Annotated in this window: 22 protein-coding genes and 1 pseudogene; 15 read left to right on the plus strand and 8 right to left on the minus strand. The window is 73.2% G+C overall.

Annotated elements, in window-relative coordinates; translation table 11 throughout:
* Both ACMA1D_RS18650 and ACMA1D_RS18655 read left to right on the plus strand, forming a co-directional pair.
* On the plus strand, positions 1 to 407 hold a 407-nt coding region (locus ACMA1D_RS18650; RefSeq protein ID WP_414725135.1), incomplete at its 5' end, for an acetyl-CoA carboxylase biotin carboxyl carrier protein subunit.
* 175 nt (positions 408 to 582) lie between these two features.
* The gene (locus ACMA1D_RS18655) at positions 583 to 1089 is read left to right on the plus strand and encodes a DUF2867 domain-containing protein (protein ID WP_414725136.1); all 507 of its coding nucleotides are present in this window, start codon (positions 583 to 585) and stop codon (positions 1087 to 1089) included.
* A gap of 155 nt (positions 1090 to 1244) precedes the next feature.
* On the opposite strand, the gene ACMA1D_RS18660 is transcribed toward ACMA1D_RS18655, so the two are convergent.
* Positions 1245 to 1703, minus strand: a complete 459-nt coding sequence (locus ACMA1D_RS18660; protein ID WP_349990855.1) for a TerB family tellurite resistance protein — start codon at positions 1701 to 1703, stop codon at positions 1245 to 1247.
* A gap of 195 nt (positions 1704 to 1898) precedes the next feature.
* Between ACMA1D_RS18660 and ACMA1D_RS18665 the strand changes: the two genes are divergently transcribed.
* Positions 1899 to 2270, plus strand: a complete 372-nt coding sequence (locus tag ACMA1D_RS18665) for a hypothetical protein (protein WP_414725137.1) — start codon at positions 1899 to 1901, stop codon at positions 2268 to 2270.
* Between the two features lie 378 nt (positions 2271 to 2648).
* On the opposite strand, the gene ACMA1D_RS18670 is transcribed toward ACMA1D_RS18665, so the two are convergent.
* A complete protein-coding gene (locus ACMA1D_RS18670) occupies positions 2649 to 3677 on the minus strand; it encodes a rod shape-determining protein (RefSeq protein ID WP_414725138.1) in 1029 nt (342 codons plus the stop codon).
* A gap of 191 nt (positions 3678 to 3868) precedes the next feature.
* A complete protein-coding gene (locus ACMA1D_RS18675) occupies positions 3869 to 5551 on the minus strand; it encodes a bifunctional 3'-5' exonuclease/DNA polymerase (RefSeq protein ID WP_414725139.1) in 1683 nt (560 codons plus the stop codon).
* A gap of 683 nt (positions 5552 to 6234) precedes the next feature.
* Here ACMA1D_RS18675 and rpsR point away from each other — a divergent pair.
* Positions 6235 to 6413 (plus strand): annotated as a pseudogene (rpsR, locus tag ACMA1D_RS18680) (30S ribosomal protein S18).
* A 104-nt stretch (positions 6414 to 6517) separates the two neighbouring features.
* Complete coding sequence (locus ACMA1D_RS18685) at positions 6518 to 6757, plus strand: DUF397 domain-containing protein (protein ID WP_349990847.1); 240 nt, start codon at positions 6518 to 6520, stop codon at positions 6755 to 6757.
* A 1415-nt stretch (positions 6758 to 8172) separates the two neighbouring features.
* Here the strand turns inward: ACMA1D_RS18685 and ACMA1D_RS18690 are convergent.
* Positions 8173 to 8742 carry an ATP-binding protein gene (locus tag ACMA1D_RS18690; protein WP_349990845.1) on the minus strand — a complete coding sequence of 190 codons (570 nt, stop codon included), beginning with the start codon at positions 8740 to 8742 and terminating at the stop codon, positions 8173 to 8175.
* Between the two features lie 306 nt (positions 8743 to 9048).
* Between ACMA1D_RS18690 and ACMA1D_RS18695 the strand changes: the two genes are divergently transcribed.
* The 3 genes from ACMA1D_RS18695 (at position 9049) to ACMA1D_RS18705 (ending at position 12539) form a co-directional block, all read left to right on the plus strand.
* Positions 9049 to 9912 carry a helix-turn-helix domain-containing protein gene (locus tag ACMA1D_RS18695; RefSeq protein WP_414725140.1) on the plus strand — a complete coding sequence of 288 codons (864 nt, stop codon included), beginning with the start codon at positions 9049 to 9051 and terminating at the stop codon, positions 9910 to 9912.
* 86 nt (positions 9913 to 9998) lie between these two features.
* Positions 9999 to 11456, plus strand: a complete 1458-nt coding sequence (locus ACMA1D_RS18700) for an aldehyde dehydrogenase family protein (RefSeq protein WP_349990841.1) — start codon at positions 9999 to 10001, stop codon at positions 11454 to 11456.
* Between the two features lie 531 nt (positions 11457 to 11987).
* Entirely contained in the window at positions 11988 to 12539 is a 552-nt protein-coding gene (locus ACMA1D_RS18705) for a DinB family protein (protein WP_414725141.1), read from the plus strand.
* 46 nt (positions 12540 to 12585) lie between these two features.
* On the opposite strand, the gene ACMA1D_RS18710 is transcribed toward ACMA1D_RS18705, so the two are convergent.
* Positions 12586 to 13464, minus strand: coding sequence for a bleomycin resistance protein (locus tag ACMA1D_RS18710; RefSeq protein WP_414725142.1), 879 nt, complete (start codon positions 13462 to 13464; stop codon positions 12586 to 12588).
* A gap of 115 nt (positions 13465 to 13579) precedes the next feature.
* Between ACMA1D_RS18710 and ACMA1D_RS18715 the strand changes: the two genes are divergently transcribed.
* The 4 genes from ACMA1D_RS18715 to hemC all read left to right on the plus strand — a co-directional run bounded on the left by ACMA1D_RS18715 (position 13580) and on the right by hemC (position 17690).
* Positions 13580 to 14242 (plus strand): PadR family transcriptional regulator, encoded by a 663-nt coding sequence (locus tag ACMA1D_RS18715; RefSeq protein ID WP_414725207.1) that lies wholly within the window; start codon positions 13580 to 13582, stop codon positions 14240 to 14242.
* 182 nt (positions 14243 to 14424) lie between these two features.
* Positions 14425 to 15498 carry an ATP-binding cassette domain-containing protein gene (locus tag ACMA1D_RS18720; protein WP_414725143.1) on the plus strand — a complete coding sequence of 358 codons (1074 nt, stop codon included), beginning with the start codon at positions 14425 to 14427 and terminating at the stop codon, positions 15496 to 15498.
* Positions 15495 to 16340: an ABC transporter permease gene (locus ACMA1D_RS18725; RefSeq protein WP_414725144.1), complete on the plus strand. Its 846-nt coding sequence runs from the start codon at positions 15495 to 15497 to the stop codon at positions 16338 to 16340. Before ACMA1D_RS18720 ends, ACMA1D_RS18725 begins: the two co-directional genes overlap by 4 nt.
* 414 nt (positions 16341 to 16754) lie before the next feature.
* Positions 16755 to 17690 carry a hydroxymethylbilane synthase gene (gene hemC / locus ACMA1D_RS18730; RefSeq protein ID WP_414725145.1) on the plus strand — a complete coding sequence of 312 codons (936 nt, stop codon included), beginning with the start codon at positions 16755 to 16757 and terminating at the stop codon, positions 17688 to 17690.
* Positions 17691 to 17823: 133 nt separating this feature from the next.
* On the opposite strand, the gene leuE is transcribed toward hemC, so the two are convergent.
* On the minus strand, positions 17824 to 18543 hold the full coding sequence (gene leuE, locus ACMA1D_RS18735) for a leucine efflux protein LeuE (protein ID WP_414725208.1): 720 nt from the start codon (positions 18541 to 18543) through the stop codon (positions 17824 to 17826).
* Positions 18544 to 18976: 433 nt separating this feature from the next.
* Positions 18977 to 19345, minus strand: a complete 369-nt coding sequence (locus ACMA1D_RS18740; protein ID WP_414725146.1) for a YbjQ family protein — start codon at positions 19343 to 19345, stop codon at positions 18977 to 18979.
* Between the two features lie 235 nt (positions 19346 to 19580).
* On the opposite strand from ACMA1D_RS18740, the gene ACMA1D_RS18745 reads away from it, so the two are divergent.
* Positions 19581 to 21161: a DedA family protein gene (locus ACMA1D_RS18745; protein WP_414725147.1), complete on the plus strand. Its 1581-nt coding sequence runs from the start codon at positions 19581 to 19583 to the stop codon at positions 21159 to 21161.
* Positions 21162 to 21495: 334 nt separating this feature from the next.
* On the plus strand, positions 21496 to 23220 hold the full coding sequence (locus ACMA1D_RS18750) for a threonine/serine ThrE exporter family protein (protein WP_414725209.1): 1725 nt from the start codon (positions 21496 to 21498) through the stop codon (positions 23218 to 23220).
* A 341-nt stretch (positions 23221 to 23561) separates the two neighbouring features.
* Here ACMA1D_RS18750 and ACMA1D_RS18755 read toward each other — a convergent pair whose 3' ends face one another.
* On the minus strand, positions 23562 to 24059 hold the full coding sequence (locus ACMA1D_RS18755; protein ID WP_176166200.1) for an inorganic diphosphatase: 498 nt from the start codon (positions 24057 to 24059) through the stop codon (positions 23562 to 23564).
* 86 nt (positions 24060 to 24145) lie between these two features.
* Between ACMA1D_RS18755 and ACMA1D_RS18760 the strand changes: the two genes are divergently transcribed.
* Positions 24146 to 25309: D-alanyl-D-alanine carboxypeptidase (locus ACMA1D_RS18760; RefSeq protein ID WP_414725148.1), on the plus strand; the 1164-nt coding region annotated here is incomplete at its 3' end.

The raw sequence follows: 25309 nt of genomic DNA on the forward strand, positions 1-25309 counted from the left end.
CGCGGGAGACCGTGGTCGTCGAGGTCGGCGGCAAGCGCCTCGAAGTCTCCCTCCCCGCCGCGTTCGGCTTCGCGTCCGCTCCGGCCCAGGCCGCCGGCGCCACCAAGGCCAAGCGGAAGAAGTCCAAGAGCGCGGGCGCCGCGGCCACCGGCGACGCGCTGGCCTCGCCGATGCAGGGCACCATCGTCAAGGTCGCCATCGAAGAGGGCCAGCGGGTCGAAGAGGGCGACCTCATCGTCGTCCTTGAGGCGATGAAGATGGAACAGCCGCTGAACGCGCACCGCGCGGGCGTCGTCCAGGGCCTGGAGGCCGAGGTGGGCGCCTCCGTCTCGTCCGGCGCCGTCATCTGCCAGATCAAGGACGACCAGCCGGCCGAGGAGCCCGAACCGCAGCTCGCGGCGGTCTGACCGACCGGCGGCCGTAGCCGGGCACGCCACCCCGGCGTGCGAGCCTGGAAGCACCCGCCGTCGACACCGGTCGGCGGCGGGTGGCCCCCGGCCCGGGCGGGCCGTACGCCGCGCACCGCACGCCGGGCACCGAGTGCAGCATCCGACAGGCCCCGACAGGCAGAAGGAGAGCGACATGGCGCGAGGACCCGTCGTCCGCAAGACGGCCGAGGCGGTGAGCGAGACCGGCGCGAAGAGCCTGGGCAGCGTCGACCACGTGGGCACCGTCGCGGTGGACGTGGCGGCCGGCACCACGTCGGCACAGTTCGCCAAGGCCATGATGACCTCGCCGCCCAAGTGGATCACCACCCTGATGACCCTGCGGGACAAGGCGGTCAAGCCGTTCGGGCTCAAGGGCGGCCACGTGGAGGCCACCGAGATCACCCCGGGCGCCTGGCTCGGCCCGATGCGCGTCATCGACGTGTCGGACACCGAGGTGATGGCGGGCAAGGACGACAAGCACCTCAGCTACCGGGTGACCTTCGCCGTCCGCGAGGGCGCCCACGGACCCGAGGGCGCGTGCAGCACCGTGGTCCGCTACAACGGCGCGTCCGGCAAGTGGTACTTCGCGGCCATCCGCCCCTTCCACTACCTGATCGTCAGCGACCTGGCCCGGCGCGGCGGCGCGAAGACGACGGGCTGAGGCGGGACGGCCGGGGCGCGGCGGGCCGGGGCAGAACGGGCTGACGGCGCGGCGGGCCGAGAGCACGGCGCCCCGGCGGGGCCACCCGGCCGTGCCGGGCCGCCCCGCAGCCCGCCGCCGTCGCCGCCCCCGGCGCCGGACGGAGCCGGCCCCGGCTACTCCAGGTCGAACTCGGCGGGCGCGATGCCCACCGCGAAACACGCCTCGCGGACGATGCCCTGCTCCGTCTTGTCGAAGTCGCCGTCGGCGCCGCCGATGACGATGCCGATCTGGATCACGGCCCGGGCCTCGGTCGGCTTCTTCTGCACCTTGCCGATGGTCTGCAAGACGCTCACCTTGCCCATGGCGAAGTCCCTGGTGAGCTGGTTGACGTAGTCGTCGAACCGGCGCTGGAGGTCGTCGGCGGGGAAGTTCTGGAGCACGTCGTTCGAGGCGATCAGGGCCGACACCCGTTGCCGCTCGGACGGGTCGACGGAGCCGTCGGCCGCCGCGACCAGCGCGCACATGGCCATGCTGGCGTCCCGGAACGCCCCGCTCTTCAACTCGGTCTTCTTCGCCTGCAACTGCGTCTGCATCGTCTGGGCGGAGTCCTTCAACCGGTCCCACAGGGCCATGATCGTCTCCTTGCGCGCTCACGCATCGGGGCTTGAAATCACCACGAGAACCCCCGGGCACCCCACGGAAGTTCCCCGTACGCGGGGACCGCGCCGCCGAACGGGTGAAGCGGAGGCTCAGGTTCCGGAGGGGTCCCGCGCGTGCCGCGTTAGAAGTGTCGAGCGGAACTTCCGCGAGGACTGGAGGTCCAACCGATGAGCACGCGACTGCACCGGCGCGCCGCGACCACCGCCGCGACCCTGACGATGGCCGGCGCCCTCGGCTTCGGCGTCCTGGCTCCCGCCGCACACGGCGCGGGCCAGGGGCCCTGCTACGACGGGCGGTGCAACATCACCGTGAAGAAGTCCCAGACCATCAAGGTCAACGGCAAGAAGTTCGGGTTCGGCAAGGTGAAGGTCACCCACGTCAACTCGGGCTCCGTCGGCTTCTCAGCCACCTCGGGCGGCATCTACCTCAGCGGCAGCACCAGCCCCGGCGGCTATGTGAAGCTCAACAACCTCAAGCTCTGGGTGAAGTCGGTCTCCGGCGGCAAGGCCAAGCTCGGTCTCTTCCCGACCAAGCACTGACCACCGGAGGCGGCCCGCCCCGTACGGGCCGCCGCCGGCGGGGGGTGCCGGGGGCGGACCACGTACCGGCGAACCGCGTCCGGACGGCCCGCGTACGGGCGGGCCGGGGCCGGACGGGCCCGCGTACGGACGGGCCCGCGTACGGGCGGGCCCGTCCGCGCGGCCGACCCACACGCACACCGCACCACCGGGCGGGACGCAGCTCTCGGGGGAACACCTCGGTACGGCACCACCGCGTATCGGGGTGGGCTGCGTCCCGCCCGTACGGCGCGGGTGCGTGCGGGGGCGACCGTACGACGGGGGGGTCGTACGAGTGGGGCGCGTACGGGGATGGCGTGTGCGGCCGGTGCGTACGGGCGCGGCGCTTACGGGGTGGCGTCAGTGGGCCAGCGGGTCCAGGTCCGCCGGGGAGACCTTGCCTTCGATCAGCGAGCCGAGTCCTTCGACGGCGCACAGGTCGGGCCGTTCGGCGATGTGGACGTGCATGCCGGTGCCCTGCGCCAGCAGTTCGTGCAGCCCGGTCAGCCGGGCGCTGCCGCCGGCCAGCACGATGCCCCGGTCGGCGAGGTCGGCCACCAGGTCGGGCGGGCAGCGGCGGAGGACGCCGCGCATCGCGTCCAGCACGCCGGTGAGCGGCGAACGGACGATGGCCTGCACGTCGGCGGTGTCCACCCGGACGGACTTGGCGAGCCCGGTGGTCACGTCACGGCCGTGCACCTCGGCGCCGCCGGCGGCCGGGTCCGCGTTCCGCAGCACCTCGTGCAGCGGGAAGCCGGTCTGCCCGGGCAGCAGCAGTTCGTGCCGGGTCCGCAGGTGTTCGAGCACGGCCCGGTCGATGATGTCGCCGCCCACCGGCACCTTCTCGGCGGCCACGATCGCCCCCAGCGACAGCACCGCGATGTGCGTGGTGGTCGCGCCGCACACCACCACCATCGTCGCCTCCGGCTGCGCCACCGGGAGACCGCAGCCCACGGCCGCCGCGATCAGCGTGTCCACCAGCTCGACCCGGCGCGCACCGAGCCCGGCCAGGGTCTCGACGGCGGCGCGCTGGGCGAGCGGGTCCGCGTCGTGCGAGACGCAGATGGCCGCCCGCAGCAGCGGCTTGCGGCGCCACGCGCGCCGCACCTTGTCGCCGACGAAGAACCGCAGCATCCGCTGGGCGATGTCGATGTCGACCACGGTGCCGCCGCTGACCGGCCGCACCACCTGGATGTGCCGGGGCGTACGGCCGGTCATCCGCTCGGCGAGCGTGCCGACGGCGATGAGCGAACCGGTGCGGGTGTTCACGGCCGCCACGGTCGCCTGGTTGACGATGAGCCCGCCATCCTTGACGTACACCCGGGTCCGGGCGGCACCGAGGTCCACGGCGACGGAACAGCGGCGCAGGTGTTCGAGGCTGAGGCTCACGGGTCACTCCTTCATGCGGTCCGACCGGCCGGCACCGGGGCCGCCGCCGACGGCCCCCCGTGCTCATCGTCCGAGCCCGCGGGGCGCACCGCGCGCTGTGCTACGCCGCCCGAATGACCACCACCCGCGCCCCGCCCGGCGCCCGGGCCCGCCCGCCGGCTACCGCCGCCTCCGCCCGCTTACGGCACGCCCTACTCCTTCGCGTCCGCGTAACACGCCACCACCGAGGGGGACAGCGGGAACCGCACCGGCGTGTCGCCGAAGGCGATCGTGCCCGCCAGGTCGGCCGCCGTCTGGACCGCCGTGCTGACCTGGGCGGCCTCCTCCTCGGGGCAGTGCACGATCACCTCGTCGTGCTGGAAGAAGACCAACTCGGCGCGGAGGGGCGCGAGTTCGCGGCGGAGCGCGGCCAGCATCAGCAGCGCCCAGTCCGCGGCGCTGCCCTGGACGACGAAGTTGCGGGTGAACCGGCCGCGGGCCCGCGCGCCCGCCCCGCCGCCGTACCCGCTGGGCCCCTCGTCGTCCTCCTGCGGCAGCCCGGCCTCGCCCGACTCCGCGTCCGCGCCGCCGGACGCGGGCGGGCAGGTGCGCCCCAGCCAGGTCCGCACGAGACGGCCCTCCTCGCCGGCGCGGGCCGCCTCGTCCACGTACTCCACCGCGGCCGGGAAACGGCGGCGCAGCGCGGCCAGGTGCTTGAGGCCGTCGCCCGACGTCTGCCCGTAGATCGCGCCGAGCAGCGCCAGCTTCGCCTGCGCGCGGTCGCCGGCGAAGGCCCGGTCGGACAGCGCCGCGTACAGGTCGCGGGTGCTGCCCGCCACCTCCATCAGCCCGCGGTCCCGGGAGATCGCGGCCAGCACCCGCGGCTCCATCTGCTCCGCGTCGGCGACCACCAGTCGCCACCCGGGGTCGGCGACCACCGCCCGCCGCACCACCTTGGGGATCTGGAGCGCCCCGCCGCCGTTGGTGGTCCAGCGGCCGGAGACGGTGCCGCCCGGCAGGTACTCCGGCCGGAACCGGCCCTCGCGCACCCACGCCTTGAGCCAGGCCCTGCCGTGCGCGGTGTGCAGCCGGTAGAGCTTCTTGTACTGCAACAGCGGCGCGACCGCCGGGTGGTCGATCTCCTGGAGCTCCCACGCCCGGGTGGAGCCGATCTTGATGCCGGCCCGGGCGAACGCCCTGACGATCTCGGCGGGCAGATCGGGGCGGACCCGGCTGCCGAAGGCCCGGGAGACCTCGTCCGCGAGCTCCGCGAGGCGCCGCGGCTCAAGCCCACCCGGATACCGCTCGCCCAGCAGCTCGTCGAGCAGCTCCCGGTGCACGTCGGCGCGCCAGGGCAGGCCGGCCCGCCGCAGCTCGGCGGCGATCAACATGCCGGCCGACTCGGCGGTGATCAGCAACCGCATGCGCGCCGGCTGGGCGAGGGCCGCCGTACGCGCCAACTGGTCGGCGTAGACGGCGAGCAGCGCGGTCAGCGGATCGGTGCCGGGCGGCAGCGGCACCGGGCCCGCGTCGAACAGCGACGGTTGGGTGTCGGCCGTGCGCACCGGCGGGTCGGCGGGCACCGGCAGCCCGCGCAGCCGCGCCCACGCGGCGGCCAGCGACCGCGGCTGCCGTCCCCACTGGCCCGCGTGGCCGAGCAGCAGCGTCTCGGCGACCTCCACGTCATAGCACCGCTCGACGCGCACGCCCGCGGCGAGCAGCGGGCCGTACGCCTCGGCGGTGGAGCGCCACACCCACCGCGTCACCTCGGGCCGCTCGCGCACCGCGGTCGCGAGGTCACGTGCGACGCGGACCGGCCCGGTGGGCCGGCCCGCGTCATCGACGGGGCAGAGACGAACACCCCCGTCATCCGTCTCTGCTACCGCCCATCTCATGTGAAGAGTCTTGCAGGGGGGTCTGACAATCCCGTGGCGAGAAACGGAATGCATCGTGCCGCTTGGCTGTCGCGCCGCCCGATCGCCGTGCCGCCCGGCGCCGCGACGGCCGAGCCGCCCGAAGGTGTTCCGCCCTGCGGAACGGGGCCGGCGTGCGGGGGTGCGTCCGTAGGGGCGGGGTGCGGTGGGGCGTCGAATACGGGAGGCGGCCCACACGCCGCCGTTCCCCGCCGGGTGTGTTCGGTGAACTTCTCGACCCCGTTCTCTGAATTCGCTCTCGTTTACCCGCGATTCACGTTCCCATGCCGGCGATACCCACCCCGGTCGGCGGTCCCATTCACTTCCGGTTGTGAATGCGATCGCACCCGGCGTACGCGTCTCCGTACGGCCAGTGCTGGACTTAGGGATTCCGGCCCCGCGCGGGTTCGCCCCGGAACCCGCGATATCCCCCGCGGGGTGCGCGAGAACAACCGGACGCGCCCCCGAGCGCACCATGACCCCGCGGTGTGCGCGCCCCTGCACTTACCCCCGCGGAGCGCTACCGATGGCAGCTCCGGAACCCATCCGTTCTGCTCGCCGGCGTCGCGGAATTCGTCCGAACTCTCCCGAAAGGACCGCTCTTTCCCCTGGCTCGATCCACGCATCCACACAAAAAACTGAAGCGGAAGACCAACCCTTTGGACATGCTTGGCGTCTCGTATATCGACTGCGTGAAGACCGACCTGCTCCGTAAGTTCCTTTCCGACCGTGGCAAGATCCGTAGTCGCCGGTGGCATGTGTCTCGGCCTGCCGGCAGCGGCAGTTGACGTGGGCGATCAACAACGCCCGCGAGGTGATGTCGTTGCCTTACGGCTCACGGTGATCATTCGGGTACGCCACGTGCACGTGCATCCGCTCATGCAGCAGCAGATGAACGGGACTATGATCCGGGGTAGTTGACGACTGCAATCACCCACGGAGAGTTCTGTGCACCACGCGTATAACGGCATGGCGGCGACGGACCTCCCGGGGGCCGTCTGGCAGAAGAGCCAGCACAGCAATTCGCAAGGTTCCTGCGTGGAATTCGCGAAGCTGCCGGGCGGAAACGTCGCCATGCGCAATTCCCGCTATCCGGACGGTCCGGTGCTCGTCTACACGCCCGCCGAGATCCAGGCGATGCTGCTGGGCGTGAAGGACGGGGAGTTTGACCACCTGGTGGGTGATTGACCGTTTCCGGGGCCTCCGCCGCCCCGGCGTGGACGCACCGCCCCGCGGGGCGGATGAATGCCCACGGGTCGGCGGAATCCACCGGACCGCCGCCGAACGCCGCCCCGCCGCGCACCACCCCGCGCGCGGGGCGCCCGTTTCCCCACCCGACCCAGAATCCAGCCGCGGCCCACCCTCTTTCCCGAGCCCGCTGGTTTCCCCCCGCCCTGAGCCCGGCTGGGCTCCCGGCCCCGAGCCCGTTTTGGGGCTCCCGCCCCCTGGGCCCGTTCGGGCGGGTTCTCAGGTCCTGCGCCCGGTTCGGGTTCCCTCGCCCGGGCCCGGCTCGGGTGCTCGGGCCTTGAACCTGGTTCGGGTTTCCGCACCCTGCCCCGGGCTTCCCCGCCGCGCCCCGGCCCGCTCTGGGCCCCCGCCGCGCCCCCGGCCCGCCCGGCTTCCCCGCCGGGCCCGCCCCGGCCCGCGCCGCAGCCGCACCCGCGACCCGCCCGTGAGCCAGCCGCTACCTCCCGCCACAGCCGCCCGGTACCGGCCGTTTCGGTACGGGCCGCGCGCCGCGCCCGCGCGGCCTCCGCTCGGCTTCCGGTCGGCCTTCCGCTCGGCCCGTCGGCCGCCCCTCCGCTCCGCGGCCCCGCCTGCCCACGCGCTAGGGGAGGCGGAGGCCGGGCCGAGCGGCGCGGCCGGGCGCGGGAGCGGTGGGGTGCGGCAGGTGGGGGCGTAGCGCGGTGCGGTGCGCGCGCCATGGGGTGGTGGACGACGGGCGGGCGCGTCCCGGGGGCGCGGGGCAGACGGGGACCGGTCGGCGCGGCGGAGGCCCACCCCGACGGGCGTCTACGCCCGCTGGACGGGCGCCGCGCCGGCCTGCCGCCCGCAGTGTGCGGAGGTCAGGGGTCCGCGCGGCGGGCGGCGCGGTGCGGGACGCGGCGGGGTGCGGGACCTGGCGTACGGGGCGTGCGACCTGGTGGAGCGCGCGGGATCAGCGGGGGCCCGGTACGGGATACGGCGCGGCGGCGCCGCGTCGCCCCATCGGGTGGATGCCGCTCCCCGCGCGTCCACCGGTCGGGGGAGCCGCCCGGCGGCGGCCGGCCCCCGCCGCCGACCCCACGCCGTTCACAGGCTGCTCCCTTCCCGAACCGCTGCCGGACCGGGGGCTGACCCGCTACCGAACCGCTGCCGGCGCACCGCCGCCCCACCGCCGGACCGCGCTCGACCCGCCGCCGGCTCGGGGCCGCCCGGGGGAGCCGGACGGCCCCGCACGGACCGGACGGGGCTTCCGTAGTCATATGCGCCAACTTCGGTGCCCCCGGCGCGGCCGGCGCCCCATCGCGCCGCTGGCGCACGCCCACGGCACGCCAGGGCACGGCAGAGCGCACCGCGGCGCCTGGCCGCGGTGGCGGATACGCGTCGGTGGTGCGCCCGGTTCAGCCTTCGCCGCGGGGCAGTTGGAACAGGGCCCAGACGACCTTGCCCCGCAGCGTGCCGGCCAGCGGGTGCCAGCCCCAACTGTCGCTGAAGGACTCGACGAGATAGAGGCCGCGGCCGGATTCGGCCGCTCCGTTCAGCTCCGGGAAGAGCGAGGTGTCGCCCGTGACCGGGCTGACCTCGCTCGGGTCGCGCACCGCGCAGACCAGCCGCGACGTCCAGCGCATCAGGTGCAGGCGTACGGCCGGTTCGGTCACGGCCATGGGGCCGCCCCCGTGACCGGCCCCATGGCCTGCTTCTGGAGAGGACGCGATCGGCTCGCGGTCCTCGCTCGGCAGCGCGTGCCGCAGCGCGTTGGTGACCAGCTCGGATACGACCAGTGCCACGTCGTCGAAGAGATCGGGCAGGTCCCAGCCGTGCAGGGTGGCTCGGGTGAACTCACGCGCGCCCTTGACGGCGTCGTAGCGAGCCGCCAGAGCGCACGAGGCAGAGTGTGAAAGAGCCGACGGGTCGATGGGAGGAAGGCCCCGCCATAACGGCTCGACCATGGTCGATCCTCTGGTCCCCATGCGAGGCACTCCTGGCATTCGTGGCCGTGACGACCCTGGCTGGATCTGCAAACAGCGTGCACGTGCGCGAGTTCCAGGATTCCCAATGACCGGGACAGATGCAAGGGCAGATGCACGTGCACGTGGCCGGTTTGCGATGAAGTGGCCGCGTTAGCAAGGAATTCTTCTTGGTGTCACTTGCGTCCGTCCCGTGCTTCGGTAACGAGATGGGCACTCAACGGAGCCTAGAAGTGGCAGACTTCGCGGCCGGGGGTCCGTGGGGGACGTACCCGCGAGGGTACGGAACGTACAGGGAGGGTCACGGAAATGGCCACAAGTGAGTCGAGTGGATCGGTTGTACGCCGCATCCTCCTGGGCTCTCAGCTCCGACGGCTGCGTGAGTCGCGCGGCATAACGCGTGAGGCGGCTGGTTATTCGATCCGTGCTTCCGAGTCCAAGATCAGCCGCATGGAGTTGGGCAGGGTGAGCTTCAAGGCACGCGACATCGAGGACCTGCTCACCCTCTACGGGGTTGCGGACGACGCGGAGCGTTCGGCGCTGCTCGGGCTCGCCAGGGAGGCCAATGTGGCGGGGTGGTGGCACAGCTACGGCGACGTGCTGCCCGGCTGGTTCCAGACCTACGTCGGGCTTGAGGGTGCCGCCTCGCACATCGGCGTCTACGAGGTCCAGTTCATCCACGGCCTGCTCCAGACCGAGGGGTACGCGCACGCCGTGGTCACCCGCGGCCAGCGCGACGCGTGTGCCTCCGAGGTCGACCGGCGGGTCGCGCTGCGCCTGGAACGGCAGAAGCTGCTGGTCTCGGAGCGCGCCCCGCATTTCCACACGGTGCTGGACGAGGCCGCGCTGCACCGACCGTATGGCGATGCCACGGTGATGCGCACCCAACTGCGGCACCTGCTGGACATTTCGGAGCAGCCGAACGTCACGCTCCAGGTGATGCCGTTCAGCTTCGGCGGGCACTCGGGGGAAAGCGGCGCCTTCACCATGCTGCGCTTCCCGGAGCCCGATCTGCCGGACATCATCTATTTGGAGCAGCTCACCAGCGCGCTCTATCTCGACAAGCGGGAAGAAGTGACGCAATACGTCCGGGCGATGGAGCGGCTGCGTGACGACAGCCTCTCCCCGGCAAAAACACGGGATTTGCTGAGGTCCCGTCTTCAACTGATGTGAGCGCTCATTACGATGACAGTCCATCAGGAGACCCCGCCCAGCCCCCGGGTGGCCAGCAGCCTCCCGGCCTTCAGATAAGGGATGGCATGTCCTACTTCTCCGAATTGGCCTATCAGTACATCGACGGCGAGTGGCGGGTCGGGAGCGGCTCGTGGGACATCGTCGACTTCAATCCGTACGACGGTGAGAAGCTCACCTCGATCACCATTGCCACGGCCGACGAGATCGACCAGGCGTACCGCGCAGCGGAGCGGGCGCAGCGTTCCTGGGCCGAGGTGAACCCGTACACCAGGCGGCTGGTGTTCGAGCGGGCGCTGCGCATCATCGAGGACCGTGAGACGGAACTCGCCGACGCCATTACGGCCGAGGTCGGCGGGACGCAGCGCAAAGCCGCGTTCGAACTCCAGATCGTGAAGGAGTTCCTGCGCGAGGCGGTGCAACTCGCACTGCGCCCGGAGGGGCGCATTCTGCCGTCGCCGATCGACGGCAAGGAGAACCGCGTCTACCGGGAGCCGGTCGGCGTCGTCGGCGTCGTCAGCCCCTTCAACTTCCCCTTCCTGCTGTCCGTCAAGTCGGTCGCCGCGGCCATTGCGCTCGGCAATGCGGTGGTGCTCAAGCCGCACCAGAACACCCCGATCTGCGGTGGCGGACTGGTCGCCAAGGTCTTCGAGGACGCCGGGCTGCCGCCGGGCGTGCTCAACGTGGTGGTGACCGACATCGCCGAGATCGGTGACGCGCTGATCGAGCACCCGGTGCCGAAGGTGATCTCGTTCACCGGCTCCGACAAGGTCGGTCGACACGTGGCCACCGTCGCCGCGGCCGGGTTCAAGCGCACGGTCCTGGAACTCGGCGGCGACAGCGCGCTGATCGTCCTCGACGACGCGGACGTCGACTACGCGGTGGACGCGGCCGTCTTCAGCCGCTTCGTCCACCAGGGCCAGGTCTGCATGGCCGCCAACCGGGTGCTCGTGGACCGGGCGGTGGAGCGCGAGTTCACCGAGAAGTTCGTGGCCAAGGTCAAGAGCCTCAAGGTCGGCGACCCGCGCGACCCGCAGACCCACATCGGCCCGCTGATCAACGAGGGCCAGGCCGAGGCCATCAGCGGCATGGTGGAGCAGAGCATCGCCGACGGCGCACGCGCCCTGCTGCGCGGCACCGCCCGCGGCACGCTCGTCGAGCCGACCGTCCTCACCGACATCAACACCGAATCCGCCGTGTACGGGCAGGAGTTCTTCGGCCCCGTCGTGATGCTGATCCCCTTCGACGGCGAGGAGGAGGCGCTGCGCATCGCCAACGAGTCGCCGTACGGACTCAGCGGCGCGGTGCACACCGGTGACGTGGAGCGCGGCGTACGGCTCGCGCGCCGGGTGCGGACCGGGATGATCCACGTGAACGACGGCACCGTGCACGACGAGCCGATCGTCCCGTTCGGCGGCGAGAAGCTGTCCGGGTTGGGGCGGCTCAACGGCGATGCGATGGTGGAGTGTTTCACCACCACCAAGTGGATCTCCATCCAGCACGGCCGCAGCGTCTTCCCCTTCTGACGCCCACACCCCCCGCCGCTCACCCGTTCCTGCTGCCCCGCGCGGTACTCACCGTCCGTACCGCCCCCACCGTTCGTACCGTTCCCGCTGTTCGTACCGTCCCCACCGTTCCCGCGCCGTCCGGGGCCCGCTGGCCAGGGTCCCCTTCCACCGCCGGCCGCCGCACCCTCCCCCTCGGCCCGGGGCGCTTCCGCCGCACGTCGGAGCGCCTGCCGCGACGGACCGAGGGGCCGTGCCGCGCCGCCGGACGACGCCCGGAACCCGCTGCCGCGCAAGCCGCTTCCCTACGGTCCCGTTCCCGTACGGCGTCGGCCCGTACGCCTCCGTCCCCCGGTCACGGCCCCGTATCCGTACCGCCTCCGCCGCCCCGTTCTGGGGTCTGACGCAGGGCGCGGTGGGCCGCCGGAGGGAATGCGCGAACCCGTGCCGCACGACCCGCCCCTTGCGGACCGAAGCTGTCCGCAAGGGTCCCTAACGTGTTCTTCATCGAGGCCGGGACAGCGCCCCGGCCCCCTGAGGAAGGCGGACCACATGCCCACTTTCGTTGACGCCGAACCCCGTGGCGACGAGCGCACCGCGCTCCTCAACTACCTGGACGCCCAGCGCGGCGCCGTCCGCCGTGCGGCGGGTGGGCTCACCGACGAGCAGGCAGCCCAGCGGCCCACGGTGAGCGAGCTGTCGCTGTCCGGCCTGGTCAAGCACCTGGCCGAGGTGGAGCAGAACTGGATCATGGGCACGCTCGCCGGTCGCCCGGAGGAGACCACGCAGCGCACGCCGGAGAACTGGCACGAGTCGTTCGCGGCGACGGGCGACGAGACGCTGGCCGGGCTGCTGGACTTCTACGAGCGGGTCGCCCGGCAGACCGACGCGTACGTCCGCTCACTGCCGGACCTGGACGTGGTCGTCACGCTGCCCGCTGCGCCCTGGTACCCGCAGGACCGGGACCGCAGCGCGCGGTGGATCCTGCTGACGCTCATCCAGGAGACCGCCCGGCACGCCGGGCACGCGGACATCGTCCGGGAGGCGATCGACGGCAAGACCGCGTTCGTGCTGGTCGACGAGGCGGGTGCGGGCGCGGTGTGAGCGCCGGTCCCCGGTCGCCCGCCCTGGCCGGCGAACGAGCAGCCGGCTACTCCGGCGGCTCGGTGAGCGCCTCGCGCAACTCCTCCGCCCGGCGCAGCGCATCGCCGGCCCCCGCCCGCTCGGCCGCGGCCAGCGGCACGCCGGCGGCCCGGTCCAGGAGGGCCGCCGCCTGGTCGGGCCGGTCGAGCCGGAGGGCGAGGTCGGCCCGCAGCACCAGCGCGGCGAAGAGCTGCGGGGGAGTGGGCCGCACCCCGGCGGCGCCCCCGTCCGCAGCCGCCCCGCCCACCGGCGCCGCCCCACCCGTCCCGTCCGCCGGTATCGGCGCCGCCACAGCAGCCCCGTCCACCGCCGCAGCCACCCCGCCCGCCGGCGCCGGCGCGCCCACCCCGTCCGCCAGCTCCAGCGCCCCCGCCTCGGTCAGGGCCCGGTCCAGGACGCGGGCCGCGTGGCGGTGGTCGCCCTTGGCATCCCCAAGGAGCGCCGCAAGATGGAGAGCGCGGGTGAAGGCGCCGGTCGGGTACGGGGCGTGTTCAAGGCTCTCGCCGTTCGGCTGGCCGACCCGCAGGCAGTTCCCGCCGGGGTCGGTGACCAGGAACTGCCGTACCCCGTACGTGGTGTCGCGCAGCGGCCCGATCCGCGGCAGGCCCCGGGTGGGCACCCGCCCGTACGCCGCCTTGAGGCCGCTGCGGAACGCCCGGTGCAGCCCGTCCACGTCGTCGGTGTTGATCAGGCAGGTGCTGTACGAGGCGGCCGGGTCGTACCGGGACATGCCGAAGAAGTGCAGCCCGATGTCCCCGCGCTGGACCACCGCGTACGGGTTCGGCCGGGTCTGTTCGAAGGTCACGTCGAAGCCGAGCGCGCGGTAGAAGGCCAGGGTCTCCGGGATCGAGCGGCACGGGAGGATGGGCGTGGTCGTCTCCGTCATGCCGGCGAGCGTGGCAGCCGGAGGCTCGGCTAGTCAAACTTGAATAGCACTCCTGCCCGTCTACCCTTGACCTTGTCAAGAGGTGCGGGCCGGGGTGAGACGGAGTGACGGGCTGATGTCGGCGATGCGGTTGTTGGTGCTCGGGGCGGTGCGCCACCACGGGCGGGCGCACGGCTACATGGTGCGCAACGACCTGGAGTACTGGGGCGCCAACGACTGGGCCAACACCAAGCCGGGCTCCATCTACCACGCGCTCAAGCAACTGGCCAAGCAGGGCCTGCTGCTCGCGCACGACGTGGCGCCGAGCGTGGCGGGCGGCCCGCCGCGGGTGGAGTACGAGATCACCGACGAGGGCGAGGAGGCGTTCTTCGCGCTGCTGCGGAAGTCGCTGAGTGACGGCAAGCCCAAGCTCGACCTGCTCAGCGCCGCCATCGGGTTCATCGTGGAGCTCCCCCGCGAGGAGGTCATCGCCCTGCTCAAGCAGCGGCTCGCCGGCCTTGAGGACTGGCGCACCTCGGTGACCGAGTACTACACGCCGGCCGAGGGGCCCGCCTCGATGGGGCACATCGGCGAGATCATGGAGCTGTGGGTGACGACCGCCGACGACGGCCTGAAGTGGACGCGCGGCCTGATCCAGCGGCTCGAAGCCGGTTCGTACGTCATGGCGGGCGAGGGCGAGACCTTCAAGGGTGTGCTCCCCGAGGGCGCCGAGAATCCGTACGCCACCGGCCCGCACCCGGGTGACGAGGCGGCGGGCGGTCCGCGGCGGGAGGGCTGACGGGCCGGCCCCGGGCTCCTGAGGTGGCCCGGCCGCGCGGGATCGGCCCGCGGGAGTGATTAATCAAGTTTGACTAATGCCGGAGTCGGCGCTACCTTCTGCGCTCCTAGTCAAGTTTGACTAATGGGCTGCGGCGCGCCGGCGCGGCGCGGCCCGTGGCTCGATGGCTGGAGGGGAAGGCATTGGCAGACCACGATCGCGCGATCGTCGTCGAGGGCCTGCGGAAGGAGTACGGCACGCACCGGGCGCTGGACGGGCTCGACCTGAGCGTGGAGCGCGGCACCGTGCACGGGGTGCTCGGCCCCAACGGGGCGGGCAAGACCACCTCGGTCCGCATCCTCGCGACGCTGCTGCGGCAGGACGGCGGGCGGGCCGAAGTGGCCGGCTTCGACGTGCTGCGGCAGCCGGACGAGGTGCGGTACCGGATCGGGTTGCTCGGGCAACATGCCGCGCTCGACGAGGAGTTGAGCGGCTGGCAGAACCTGGAGATGTTCGGCCGGCTCTACCACCTCGGGGCCAGGGGTGCGGCGCGGCGGGCGGACGAACTGCTCGCCCAGTTCGACCTGGCCGAGACGGGGCGGAAGGCCATCAAGCAGTACAGCGGCGGCATGCGGCGCCGCCTCGACCTCGCGGCGGGGCTCATCATGCGCCCCCAGGTGCTCTTCCTGGACGAGCCCACGACCGGGCTCGACCCGCGCGGCCGGCGCGAGGTGTGGAGCGCGGTCCGCTCGCTGGTCGGCGACGGTACGACGGTGCTGCTCACCACCCAGTACCTGGAGGAGGCGGACCAACTCGCCGACCTGATCACCGTCATCGACCGGGGCCGCGCCATCGCCGAGGGTACGGCGGACGAGTTGAAGACCGCGATCGGCGGCGACCGGATCGACGTGGTGCTGCACCGTGCCGATGACCTGCCGGCCGCCGCGGCCGTGGTGGCCCGCGCGGCCCGCACGGAGGCCGTCGAGCAGGACCCGGACGCGCTGCGGGTCAGCGCCCCGGTGGTGGACCGGATCGCCGTACTGACCCAGACCGTACGGGAGTTGGCGGCGGCCGGCATCGAGGCCCGGGACATCGCACTGCGCCGGCCGACCCTGGACGAGGTGTTCCTTGAGCTGACGGGGGCGCGGCCGGAGGAGGGGGCCGGAGGCGGCCCCGGGGCCGGGGCCGAGGTTGGGCAGGGCGGTCGAAGCAGGCAGGACAGGCGGGACAGACAGAGCGGGCAAGGCAGTCAGGGCGGGCGGGGGGCCGGGGCATGACGGAGATCGCAGGGACGGACCTGGTGGTGGTGGCGCGGCCGGCCGGTGCGGCCGGTCGCATCGGATGGGCGCTGACCGACGCCTGGACCATGACCCGCCGCGAACTGGCCCACTGGGCGCGGCAACCGGTGCAGCTCCTGGTCGGGCTGGTCTTCCCGGTGATGATGCTGGTCATGTTCGCGTACTTCATCGGCGGCGGCATGGAGGTGGCCGGCGGCGGGGACTACAAGGAGTTCCTGTTCCCCGGGATGCTCGCGCTGACCATGGCGTTCGGCCTGGAGTCGACGATGGTCTCGATCACCACGGACCTCAACAAGGGCGTGCTCGACCGGTTCCGGGCGATGCCGATGAGCCGGTCGGCGGTGCTGGTCGGGCGCAGTGTGGCGGACATGATCGAATCCCTGGTCAGCGTGGTGGTGTTGCTGCTGGCCGGGCTGCTGATGGGCTGGCGCTGGCACGGCGGCCTCGGCGCGGGGCTGGCGGCGATCGGGCTGCTGCTCCTGCTGCGCTTCGCGATGCTGTGGCTCGGCATCTACCTGGGCATGGCGGCGGGCAAACCGGAGCTGGTGCAGGCGGTGCAGATCCTGGTCTGGCCCGTCGGCTTCCTCTCCAACGCCTTCACCTCGGCCGACACCATGCCGGACTGGCTCGGCGCGATCGCCGAGTGGAACCCGATGTCGGCCACCGCGACAGCGGTCCGCGACCTGTTCGACAACCCCGGCTGGGGCGGCGACTCCTGGGCCGCCGACCATGCGGGCCTGCTGGCGATCTGCTGGCCGCTGGCGCTGCTCGCGATCTTCTTCCCGCTGGCGGTACGACGCTATCTGCGGCTGGGCGGTTAGCCGCACGGGGCCTGCGGCGCTGGCCGGGCCGGGCCTGCGGGGCGGGCGGGCCCGGCCAGGGTGCCCCGCTCTGCGGTGGGGCTGCGGGGGCTGGGCCGGGGCGGGGCGGTGTGTGGGCTGGTGCCCGTGGCGCTCGGCCCGTGCGGCGGACGGCTGCGGGCGCCGGCCGCGCCGCCAGATAACCGTACGGTGACATGGCGTGACATGACATGACGCGATGGGGCGGGGCGGGGTGCGCGGGTGTGGCTGCTCGTGGGGGTGGGCCGGTGGCGCGGGGCCCGAGTCGCGGGGGTCCGCGGGCGTGCGCCGGGCCGGGCCGGCGGCGGGCCTGCCACGCTCCGGGGGCCGGCCCCGCGACGCTCCGGCGGTCGGCCCGGGTCCGGCCGTCGGCCCCGCACGGCCTATCGTGGAGACATGGCTGACGCTGAATTGATCCGCATCGTCTCCCGTTCCTCGCCGATGGCGCTGGCCCAAGTGGAGCGCGTACGGGCGGAGTTGAGCGTGCTGCGGCCCGGGGTCAAGACGGCCGTGGTGCCCGTGACGACCTCGGGTGACAAGTGGCTCGGGGACCTGTCCAAGCTCGGTGGGAAGGGGGCGTTCACCAAGGAGGTGGACGCCGCGCTGCTGGCCGGCGAGGCGGATCTCGCGGTGCACTGCGTCAAGGACGTGCCGGCCGACCGGCCGCTCCCGGCGGGCACCGTCTTCGCCGCGTACCTCAAGCGCGACGACATCAGGGACGCGCTGGTGCACCCCGGCGGCCTCACCCTGGACGAGCTCCCCGAGGGGGCGCGCATCGGCACCTCGTCGGTGCGCCGGGTCGCCCAGCTCGCCATCTCGCACCCGCACCTGGAGTGCGTGCCGATGCGCGGCAACGCCAACCGGCGGCTGGAGAAGCTGGCCGACGGCGTGGTGGACGCGCTGCTCCTCGCGGTCTCCGGGCTTGAGCGCATCGGCCGGCCCGACCTGATCACCGAGGCCCTGTCGGTGGAGACGATGTGCCCGCCGATCGGCGCCGGCGTCCTAGCCCTCCAGTGCCGTGAGGACGACACCGCGACCATCGAGGCCGTCACCGACCTCGGCGACCGCGACACCTGGCGCGAGACCACCGCCGAGCGGATGCTGCTGCACGTGCTCCAGGGCCACTGCAACTCGCCGATCGCCGGTTACGCCAGGGCCGAGCGGGACGGCCGGCTGTCGCTGCGGGCCCGGGTCTTCACCCCGGACGGCAAGACCGTGCTCGACGCCCACGAGTGGGCCGGCCCGCTGGACCCGGCGACGCTGGGCACCTCGGTCGCCGTCGCCCTGCTCCGGCAGGGCGCCCGCGAACTGATCGACACGATCCCGCACTGACGGGGGCGTCCCGCGCGGGGGCGGCGCGACCGGTTCCGGCGTGCGCCGGGCCGCGCGCTGGCCGGGTGGCCCGGCGCCGCCGGGCCACGGCGCGAAACCGCCCCCCACCAGGGCGTCCGCCACCCAGCGTCCGCTACCCCGCGCTCGCCATCGACAGCTTCACGGCGAAGCCCAGGAACGCGGCGCCGGCGCCGGCGGACAGGCTCGCGGTGAGGCGCTTGCGGCGGCGGAAGGTCGCCGCGAGGTACGTACCGCTGAAGATCAGGATCGACAGGTACGTGATGCTGAAGAGCTGCGCCCAGGCGCCCAGCGCGACGAACGAGAGCGCCGGGTGGGCGTAGTCGGGGTCGACGAACTGCACGAAGAAGGAGATGAAGAAGAGGATCGCCTTCGGGTTGAGCAGGCTCACGATCAGGGCCCGCCGGAAGGGCCGCTCGCCGCTCGCCCGGCCCGCTGCGGCGGCCTCCGCGGCGGGGGCTCCCGACCCGGCGGCGGCTGCGGTGGCGGTGGCCGAGCCGGTCGCCTCGCCCGGCGCGGCCTGCTCGCCATGGCGCCGCCACAGCGCCCAGGCGCCGCGCAGCATCCCGATCGCCAGCCAGGTCAGATAGCCCGCACCCGCGAACTTCACGACGGAGAACACCACCGGGCTCGCCTTGAGCAGCGAGGCCACCCCGCCCGCCGACAGGACCATGAGCACCGTGTCACCGCAGACCACGCCGCCCGCCGCCTGGTAGGCGACGCGCGGGCCGCGACGGGCGGCGACGGAGACGACATAGAGGGAGTTCGGTCCCGGCAGCAAGATGATCAGCGCCAGGCCCGCGAGATACGTCGGTAGGTCCGTTATCCCCAGCATGAAGCGCAGGATGTCATCCGCGACGATCTCGCCCCAAGGGTTTTGGAGCACCCTCCGACGAGGCGTGCGACACAGCGCGGCCGGCGGCTGCGCCTCTCGTACGCGCGTCTCGTACGGGCCGGGCGCCGTGGGTCGGGCGCCGTGGGCCGGGCTGCGGGGCGAGCGGCGCGCGTGTGCCGGTGCGGGGAAGCGGAGAAGCAGGGGACGTACGAGCAGGACGCGCGGGCACGGGGAAACAGGAGGTACGGGCACCGACGCACGGGCACGCGAGATGCGGGCGCGGCGGATCGGCCGGACGGGTGGCGGGGACCGGTTCGCGCGGAGCGCAGGATGGCGCGGGTGCCGGGTGCCGGGTGCGGAGGGCGTGGCCGGGCGGCGGTGCGGACCCGCCGCGGAGCCGCCCGGTGGTGGGGCGGGCCCGCGGCGGGCGGGGTCAGCTCTTGGGGGCGATCACGACCGCCGTGCCGTACGCGCAGACCTCGGTGCCCACGTCGGCGCCGGAGGCCACGTCGAACCGCATCATCAGGACCGCGTTGGCGCCGCGGGCGCGGGCCTGCTCGACGAGCCGTTCCATCGCCTCGTTACGGGTCTCGACCAGGGTCTTGGTCAGGCCCTTCAGCTCACCGCCCACCATCGACTTCAGGCCAGCGCCGATCTGGCTGCCGAGGTGGCGCGAGCGCACGGTGAGCCCGAAGACCTCGCCGATGACGTGCTGCACGTCATAGCCGGGCACGTCGTTGGTGGTGACGACCAACACGTCGGTCCCCTGCTGCTGGCCGCCGCCGTACTCTTCGATGCCCATCGCGCTACCTCCTGTTGTCCCACACGACGGGTGTGCGTGCGGGCTCCATGTGTCTTTCCGGAGATCATGACGCACGAAGGCGTCCGGGGGTTGGCTGGGCTGGAACGGGTGGGGGACGTCTGGCGTTGATACTTTTGGGCGGCACACCGCACCCCGCCGTACGCCGTCAGCTCCTCCCACTGCGACCGGGTTGCCTGCGCCGCCTGCACCCCCTGATCCAGGAGCCCCGTCACCCGTGACCACTCTCGCGCTTGGCCCCAGTTGGCTCGACCCGGACCACTTGATCGACCAGTTCGGCATCTATGGCGTGCTCGCCATCGTCTTCGCCGAGTCGGGCCTGCTCATCGGCTTCTTCCTGCCGGGTGACTCGCTGCTGTTCACCACCGGTCTGCTGGTCACCACCGACAAGATCACGATGGACCTGTGGCTGGTCTGCGTGCTGGTGGTGCTCGCGGCCGTCCTCGGCGACCAGGCCGGATACCTCTTCGGCCGCAAGGTGGGGCCCAGCCTCTTCAAACGGCCCGACTCCAAGCTCTTCAAACAGGAGAACGTGGAGAAGGCGCACGAGTTCTTCGAGAAGCACGGGCCGAAGTCGCTGGTGCTGGCCCGCTTCGTGCCGATCGTGCGGACGTTCACGCCGATCATCGCGGGCGTCAGCAGGATGAACTACCGCTCCTTCCTCATCTTCAACGTCATCGGCGGCGTGCTCTGGGGCGCGGGCGTCACGCTGCTCGGTGCGGGGCTCGGCAAGGTCGAGTGGGTGCACTCCAACATCGAGGCGATGCTCGTCGGCATCGTGCTGCTGTCGGTGGTGCCGATCGCGATCGAGTTCCTGCGCGCCCGCAGCCAGTCCAAGAAGGCCGCGGCGGCGGGCGGCGGGGCCGCGCCGCGCAGCGGTGCCGAGGGTGACGGGGCGGAGCAGGACGGCCCCGGCGCCATCGGCGGCGGCCCGTCGGGTCCCGGCCTCGGCGGCCCCGGCGGCGCGCGCGCCGACGTCTTCGGCCACCCGGGCGCCCACGGCGGCCAGCAGCAGCCCGGCCAGCAGCGGACCGGGCAACAGCAGCAGTCCGGCCAGCAGCAGTACGGCGGCCAGCGCCCCGGCGCCGCACCGGCCGGCCAGCCCGACCCGTACGCGCAGGGCCAGCAGCAACACCACCCCGGCCAGCAGGCCCAGCAACAGCAGCAACACCAGGCCCAGCACCCGCAGCAGCAACGCGCCGCGCAGCCCGCCCAGCAGGCGTACCCGGGCCAGCAACAGCCCGGCCAGGGCCACGCTCAGGGCCAGAGCCAGAGCCAGTACGACACCGCCGGCTACCAGGACCCGCAAGGCTACCCGGGCCAGCAGCAGGGTTACCCGGCCGACCAGGGCCACGGCCAGCAGCCCGGCGGCTACCAGCAGCAGCCGCACCAGCCCCAGCAGGGCTACTACCAGCAGCAGCCCCAGCCCCAGCAGGCCGCGCACCAGCCGCAGCACAGCGGCTACGACCCGCAGCAGGGCTACCAGGCCCAGCAGGGCGGGTACGACCAACAGCAGGGCTACGGCCAGCAGGGCCAGGGCTACCCGGGCCAGCAGGCCCAGCAGCAGCCCGGCGGTTACGGCTACCCGGCCCAGCAGCCGTACGGCACGGACGCCGCCTCGTACGGCACACAGGACCCCTACGCCGCCCCGGGCCCGTACGGCGCGCAGGACCAGTACGGCGACCAGTACGGCACGCAGGACCCGTACGCCCAGGACCCGTACGGCACGCAGGACCCCTACGGCGGGCCGGGCGACGGGGGACCGCAGGACCCGCCGGGGCGGCGCGCCCGCCACTGACTCGCTGAGCAACGCGCCCGCAGGCGCGCGCAGTCCGCCAGCCCCCGGGCCACCGCCCGGGGGCTGTCGCATGGGGTCACCGGCCGCCCAAGACGGGCGGTGTCGTACGGGACCACGGGCCGGAGCCAGGCGGCACCGCGGGCCGGTGTCGGATGGCACTACGGGCCGGCGTCGTACCGCCACCCGGCCGACGGATGGCGGGTGACCTGTGCACTTCGGGGAAGACGGTGCACACTGGGCGCCCCGGCCGACGATCAGGCATCGTGGCTGAGGGGCACGGCGGGCTGGCGAGGAGAGAGGGCACGTGGCCTCACAGGCACAGGGCAAGCAGGACATGGGCAGCACGGGTGACGGGGAAGAGCTGGGGGAGCGCAGGCCGCACCCGGACGAGGTGCACAGCGCCTTCACCCCGCCGCTCGGGCTGCCGCTGCCCTCGCACCCGGCCGAGGACGAGCACCCGACGTCGGAGTTCGCCCTGCCGGTGGGGCTGCCGCCGGAGGTGGTGGAGCCGCTGCCGGAAGCTGAGGGGTCCGCCTTCGTGGCGCCGGGTTCAGCCGGTCAGGAAGCGGCACCCGCGGGACCCATCGGCAGCACAGCCTCCGGCCACGGCGCAGCGCGCGGCCCCGCCTTCACGCCGCCGCACGGCATCCCCGCCATTCGGCTCACCAAGGAGACGCCCTGGCAGGACCGGATGCGCACGATGCTGCGCATGCCGGTCGGCGAGCGCCCGGCGCCCGAGCGGGTCGAGAAGCACGCCGAGTCCACCCAGGCGGTGCCCCGGGTGCTCGACATCACGCTGCGCATCGGCGAGATCCTGCTCGCCGGCGGCGAGGGCGCCGAGGACGTGGAGGCGGCCATGTTCGGCGTCGCCCACGCCTACGGCCTCGAACGCTGCGAGCCCACCGTCACCTTCACGCTGCTCTCCATCACGTACCAGCCGTCCCTGGTGGACGACCCGATCACGGCCAGCCGTACGGTCCGCCGCCGGGCCGTCGACTACACCCGGCTGTCGGCGGTCTTCCGGCTCGTCGACGACATCACCTCGCAGGACGACTTCACCACCGAGGAGGCGTACCGGCGGCTGGCCGAGATACGCCGCAACCGGCACCCGTACCCCGGCTGGGCGCTCACCCTGGCGTCCGGCGCGCTCGCGGGGGCGGCCAGCCTGCTGGTGGGCGGCGGATGGCTGGTCTTCGTCGCCGCCGCGGTGGGCGCGATGCTCGGCGACCGGCTGGCGTGGCTGGCGTCCGGGCGCGGGCTGCCGGAGTTCTACCAGTTCGTCGCGGCGGCGATGCCGCCCGCTGCGACCGGCGTCGCGCTCAGCCTGGCCCACGCCAACGTGCAGGGCTCCGCGGTGATCACCGGTGGGCTGTTCGCGCTGATCCCCGGGCGGGCCCTGGTCGCCGGCGTGCAGGACGGCCTGACCGGCTACTACATCACCGCCGCGGCCCGCCTGCTGGAAGTGATGTACCTGATCGTCGGCATCGTCATCGGCGTGCTCTCGGTGCTGTACGTGGGGCTGCGGCTGGGCGCCAACTTCAACCCGGAGGCCGCGCTGCGCGGCGACGAGCGCCCGGTGGTGCAGCTCTTCTCGGCCATGCTGCTGGCGCTCGCCTTCTGCGTACTGCTCCAGCAGGAACGTTCCACGGTGCTGTTCGCCACCCTCAACGGGGGCGTGGCCTGGCTGGTGTACGGCTCGATGCACGACGTGGCCGGCATCCCGGCCGTCGCCTCCACGACCGCAGCCGCCGGCTTGGTCGGCCTCTTCGGCCAACTGCTCTCGCGCTACCGGTACGCGTCCGCGCTGCCGTACGTGACGGCCGCGATCGGCCCGCTGCTGCCCGGTAGCGCCACCTACTTCGGGCTGCTCGCGCTGGCCCAGAAGAACATGGACTCCGGTATCCCGTCGCTGACCCGCGCGGCCTCGCTCGCCCTGGCCATCGCCATCGGCGTGAACCTCGGCAACGAGATGGCCCGCCTCTTCCTGCGCACCCCGGGCGCCGACAAGGAGACCGGCGGCCCGCTCCGCCGCGCGGCCAAGCGGACCCGCGGCTTCTAGGGGGCCCGCGGTTTCTAGCGGACCCGCGGCTTTTAGGGGACCCGCGGTTTCCAGGGGTTCTCCGGCGCCGCCGGCGCGCGGCTGACGGCGCGGCGCGGGGTGCGCCCCGGCCCGCGGCCCCCGTCGCGCGGCGCCGGTACGCCATCGGGGTGGGCGTCCGGCGTGGCGCGGAGGCCACCGGGGTGGCGGGCGCGGACGGGGCCACGGGCCGCGGTGGTCCGACGCCGACGCCGACGCCGTCGCCGCGCGGACCGGCCCGGACATGCCGATGGGCGGAGCACAGGTGGTGCTCCGCCCATCGGTGGATGCGCTGGTCAGGGCAGGTGACCCGGCGCGCGGACTCAGTGGTGCGCGCCGCCGGACGCCTCAAGGCGCTTGATGGACGCCTCGACCTCGGCCTCGGCCTCGGCGCGACCCACCCAGTTGGCACCCTCGACGGACTTGCCGGGCTCCAGGTCCTTGTAGACCTCGAAGAAGTGCTGGATCTCCAGGCGGTCGAACTCGGAGACGTGGTGGATGTCCCGCAGGTGCTCCACGCGCGGGTCGGAGGCGGGGACGCAGAGCAGCTTGTCGTCGCCGCCGGCCTCGTCCGTCATCCGGAACATGCCGATGGCACGGCACTTGATCAGGCAACCGGGGAAGGTCGGCTCGTCCAGGATGACGAGCGCGTCCAGCGGGTCGCCGTCCTCGCCGAGGGTGTTCTCCACGAAGCCGTAGTCGGCCGGGTAGCTGGTCGAGGTGAAGAGTCGACGGTCCAGGCGGATACGACCAGTCTCGTGGTCCACCTCGTACTTGTTCCGTGAACCCTTCGGAATCTCGATGGTGACGTCGAACTCCACGGGTGGCTCCTCCATGATCAGCACATAGTTCGGGTGGTTAAGTGTCCCTCACGCAGGTGTGTGGTTGCGAAAGGGGCTGCTCGAAGATGCCTGACGAGGCCAGATGGTGGTGGGACCAGTGGCTCGGCCGACTGCGCGGAGCCACCGTGGAGCAGCGTCGTACGGGGCTGCTAGCTGCGGGTTCCGCCGCCGTGGGCCTCGTGGTCGCGGCCACGTCGGTGGCGGCGACCGGTCCCTGGGACTCCGGCCAGCGTACGGCCGAGCGGCAGCGTGCCGCCTCCGCAGACCGCCCGCGCGAGGTGCGCCCCGGCGCGCCGGCGGCGCCCGCCCCCAGCGCGGCCCCGGTCCTCGCGCCGCTCGGCGCCACCCGCACGACGTCACCCGACGACGCCGGCCAGCGGTCCGTACCACTGCCCACCGGCGCGGGGCTCGCGGACGCGCTGGAGCCGCTGCTGAAGGACCGGGCGCTGGGCCGGGTGCGGGCCGGCGCGGTGGTCGACGTGGCGACCGGACGGCAGTTGTACGGGGCGGGGGCCGGCCGGGGCGTCGTCCCGGCCTCCACCATCAAGCTGGCCACCGGCGTCGCCGCGCTCGCCGCACTCGGCCCCGGCCACCGGCTGACCACCTCCGTCACCACCGCGCCCGGCGAGCGGGGCCGCATCGTCCTGGTCGGCGGCGGCGACCCCACGCTCACCGCCCGCCCGACCCGCGGCCCGGACGGCACCCACCCCGCCAGCCTGCGCGAACTCGCCGACGCCACGGCCCGGGCGCTGCACGCCCGCGGCGAGCGCAGCGTGCGGCTCAGCTACGACACCCGGCTGTACGCGGGCTCAGCCCGGCATCCGATCGGGCCGAACGAGAACCTGTCCCCGGTCACCGCGCTCATGGTCGACGAGGGCCGCCGCGGCGACTCCGACCGCGGCCCGGCCGACCGCGTCGACGACCCGGCGGCCGAGGCCGCCCGCACCTTCGCCGGTCTGCTGCGCGACCGCCACGTCACGGTCACCGGCGACCCGGCCCCGTACCGCCCACCGGCCCCGCCCAAGAAGCGCCCGGCCGACGACAAGCGGGATGACAGCAAGCCGGCCGACGACAAGCCGGCTGACCGCAAGGGCGGCGACGAGCCGAAGGACAGCAAGGACGACGGCAAGCCGAAGGACCGCGGCGGCGACAACGAGCCGGCCGACCGCAAGGACGACCACGAGCCCGACCACGAGCCCGACCACGAGCCCGACCACGAGCCCGACCAC

It is taken from the genome of Streptomyces sp. 796.1, assembly GCF_047525675.1.
Classification (GTDB): domain Bacteria; phylum Actinomycetota; class Actinomycetes; order Streptomycetales; family Streptomycetaceae; genus Streptomyces.

Bases quoted from the DNA above. Each gene is read 5' to 3' on its own strand.
- ACMA1D_RS18655 (WP_414725136.1), top strand. From the start codon at position 583: ATGGCGCGAGGACCCGTCGTCCGCAAGACGGCCGAGGCGGTGAGCGAG.
- ACMA1D_RS18660 (WP_349990855.1), bottom strand. From the start codon at position 1,703: ATGGCCCTGTGGGACCGGTTGAAGGACTCCGCCCAGACGATGCAGACG.
- ACMA1D_RS18665 (WP_414725137.1), top strand. From the start codon at position 1,899: ATGAGCACGCGACTGCACCGGCGCGCCGCGACCACCGCCGCGACCCTG.
- ACMA1D_RS18675 (WP_414725139.1), bottom strand. From the start codon at position 5,551: ATGAGATGGGCGGTAGCAGAGACGGATGACGGGGGTGTTCGTCTCTGC.
- ACMA1D_RS18690 (WP_349990845.1), bottom strand. From the start codon at position 8,742: ATGGGGACCAGAGGATCGACCATGGTCGAGCCGTTATGGCGGGGCCTT.
- ACMA1D_RS18695 (WP_414725140.1), top strand. From the start codon at position 9,049: ATGGCCACAAGTGAGTCGAGTGGATCGGTTGTACGCCGCATCCTCCTG.
- ACMA1D_RS18700 (WP_349990841.1), top strand. From the start codon at position 9,999: ATGTCCTACTTCTCCGAATTGGCCTATCAGTACATCGACGGCGAGTGG.
- ACMA1D_RS18705 (WP_414725141.1), top strand. From the start codon at position 11,988: ATGCCCACTTTCGTTGACGCCGAACCCCGTGGCGACGAGCGCACCGCG.
- ACMA1D_RS18710 (WP_414725142.1), bottom strand. From the start codon at position 13,464: ATGACGGAGACGACCACGCCCATCCTCCCGTGCCGCTCGATCCCGGAG.
- ACMA1D_RS18715 (WP_414725207.1), top strand. From the start codon at position 13,580: ATGTCGGCGATGCGGTTGTTGGTGCTCGGGGCGGTGCGCCACCACGGG.
- ACMA1D_RS18725 (WP_414725144.1), top strand. From the start codon at position 15,495: ATGACGGAGATCGCAGGGACGGACCTGGTGGTGGTGGCGCGGCCGGCC.
- hemC (WP_414725145.1), top strand. From the start codon at position 16,755: ATGGCTGACGCTGAATTGATCCGCATCGTCTCCCGTTCCTCGCCGATG.
- leuE (WP_414725208.1), bottom strand. From the start codon at position 18,543: ATGCTGGGGATAACGGACCTACCGACGTATCTCGCGGGCCTGGCGCTG.
- ACMA1D_RS18740 (WP_414725146.1), bottom strand. From the start codon at position 19,345: ATGGGCATCGAAGAGTACGGCGGCGGCCAGCAGCAGGGGACCGACGTG.
- ACMA1D_RS18750 (WP_414725209.1), top strand. From the start codon at position 21,496: ATGGGCAGCACGGGTGACGGGGAAGAGCTGGGGGAGCGCAGGCCGCAC.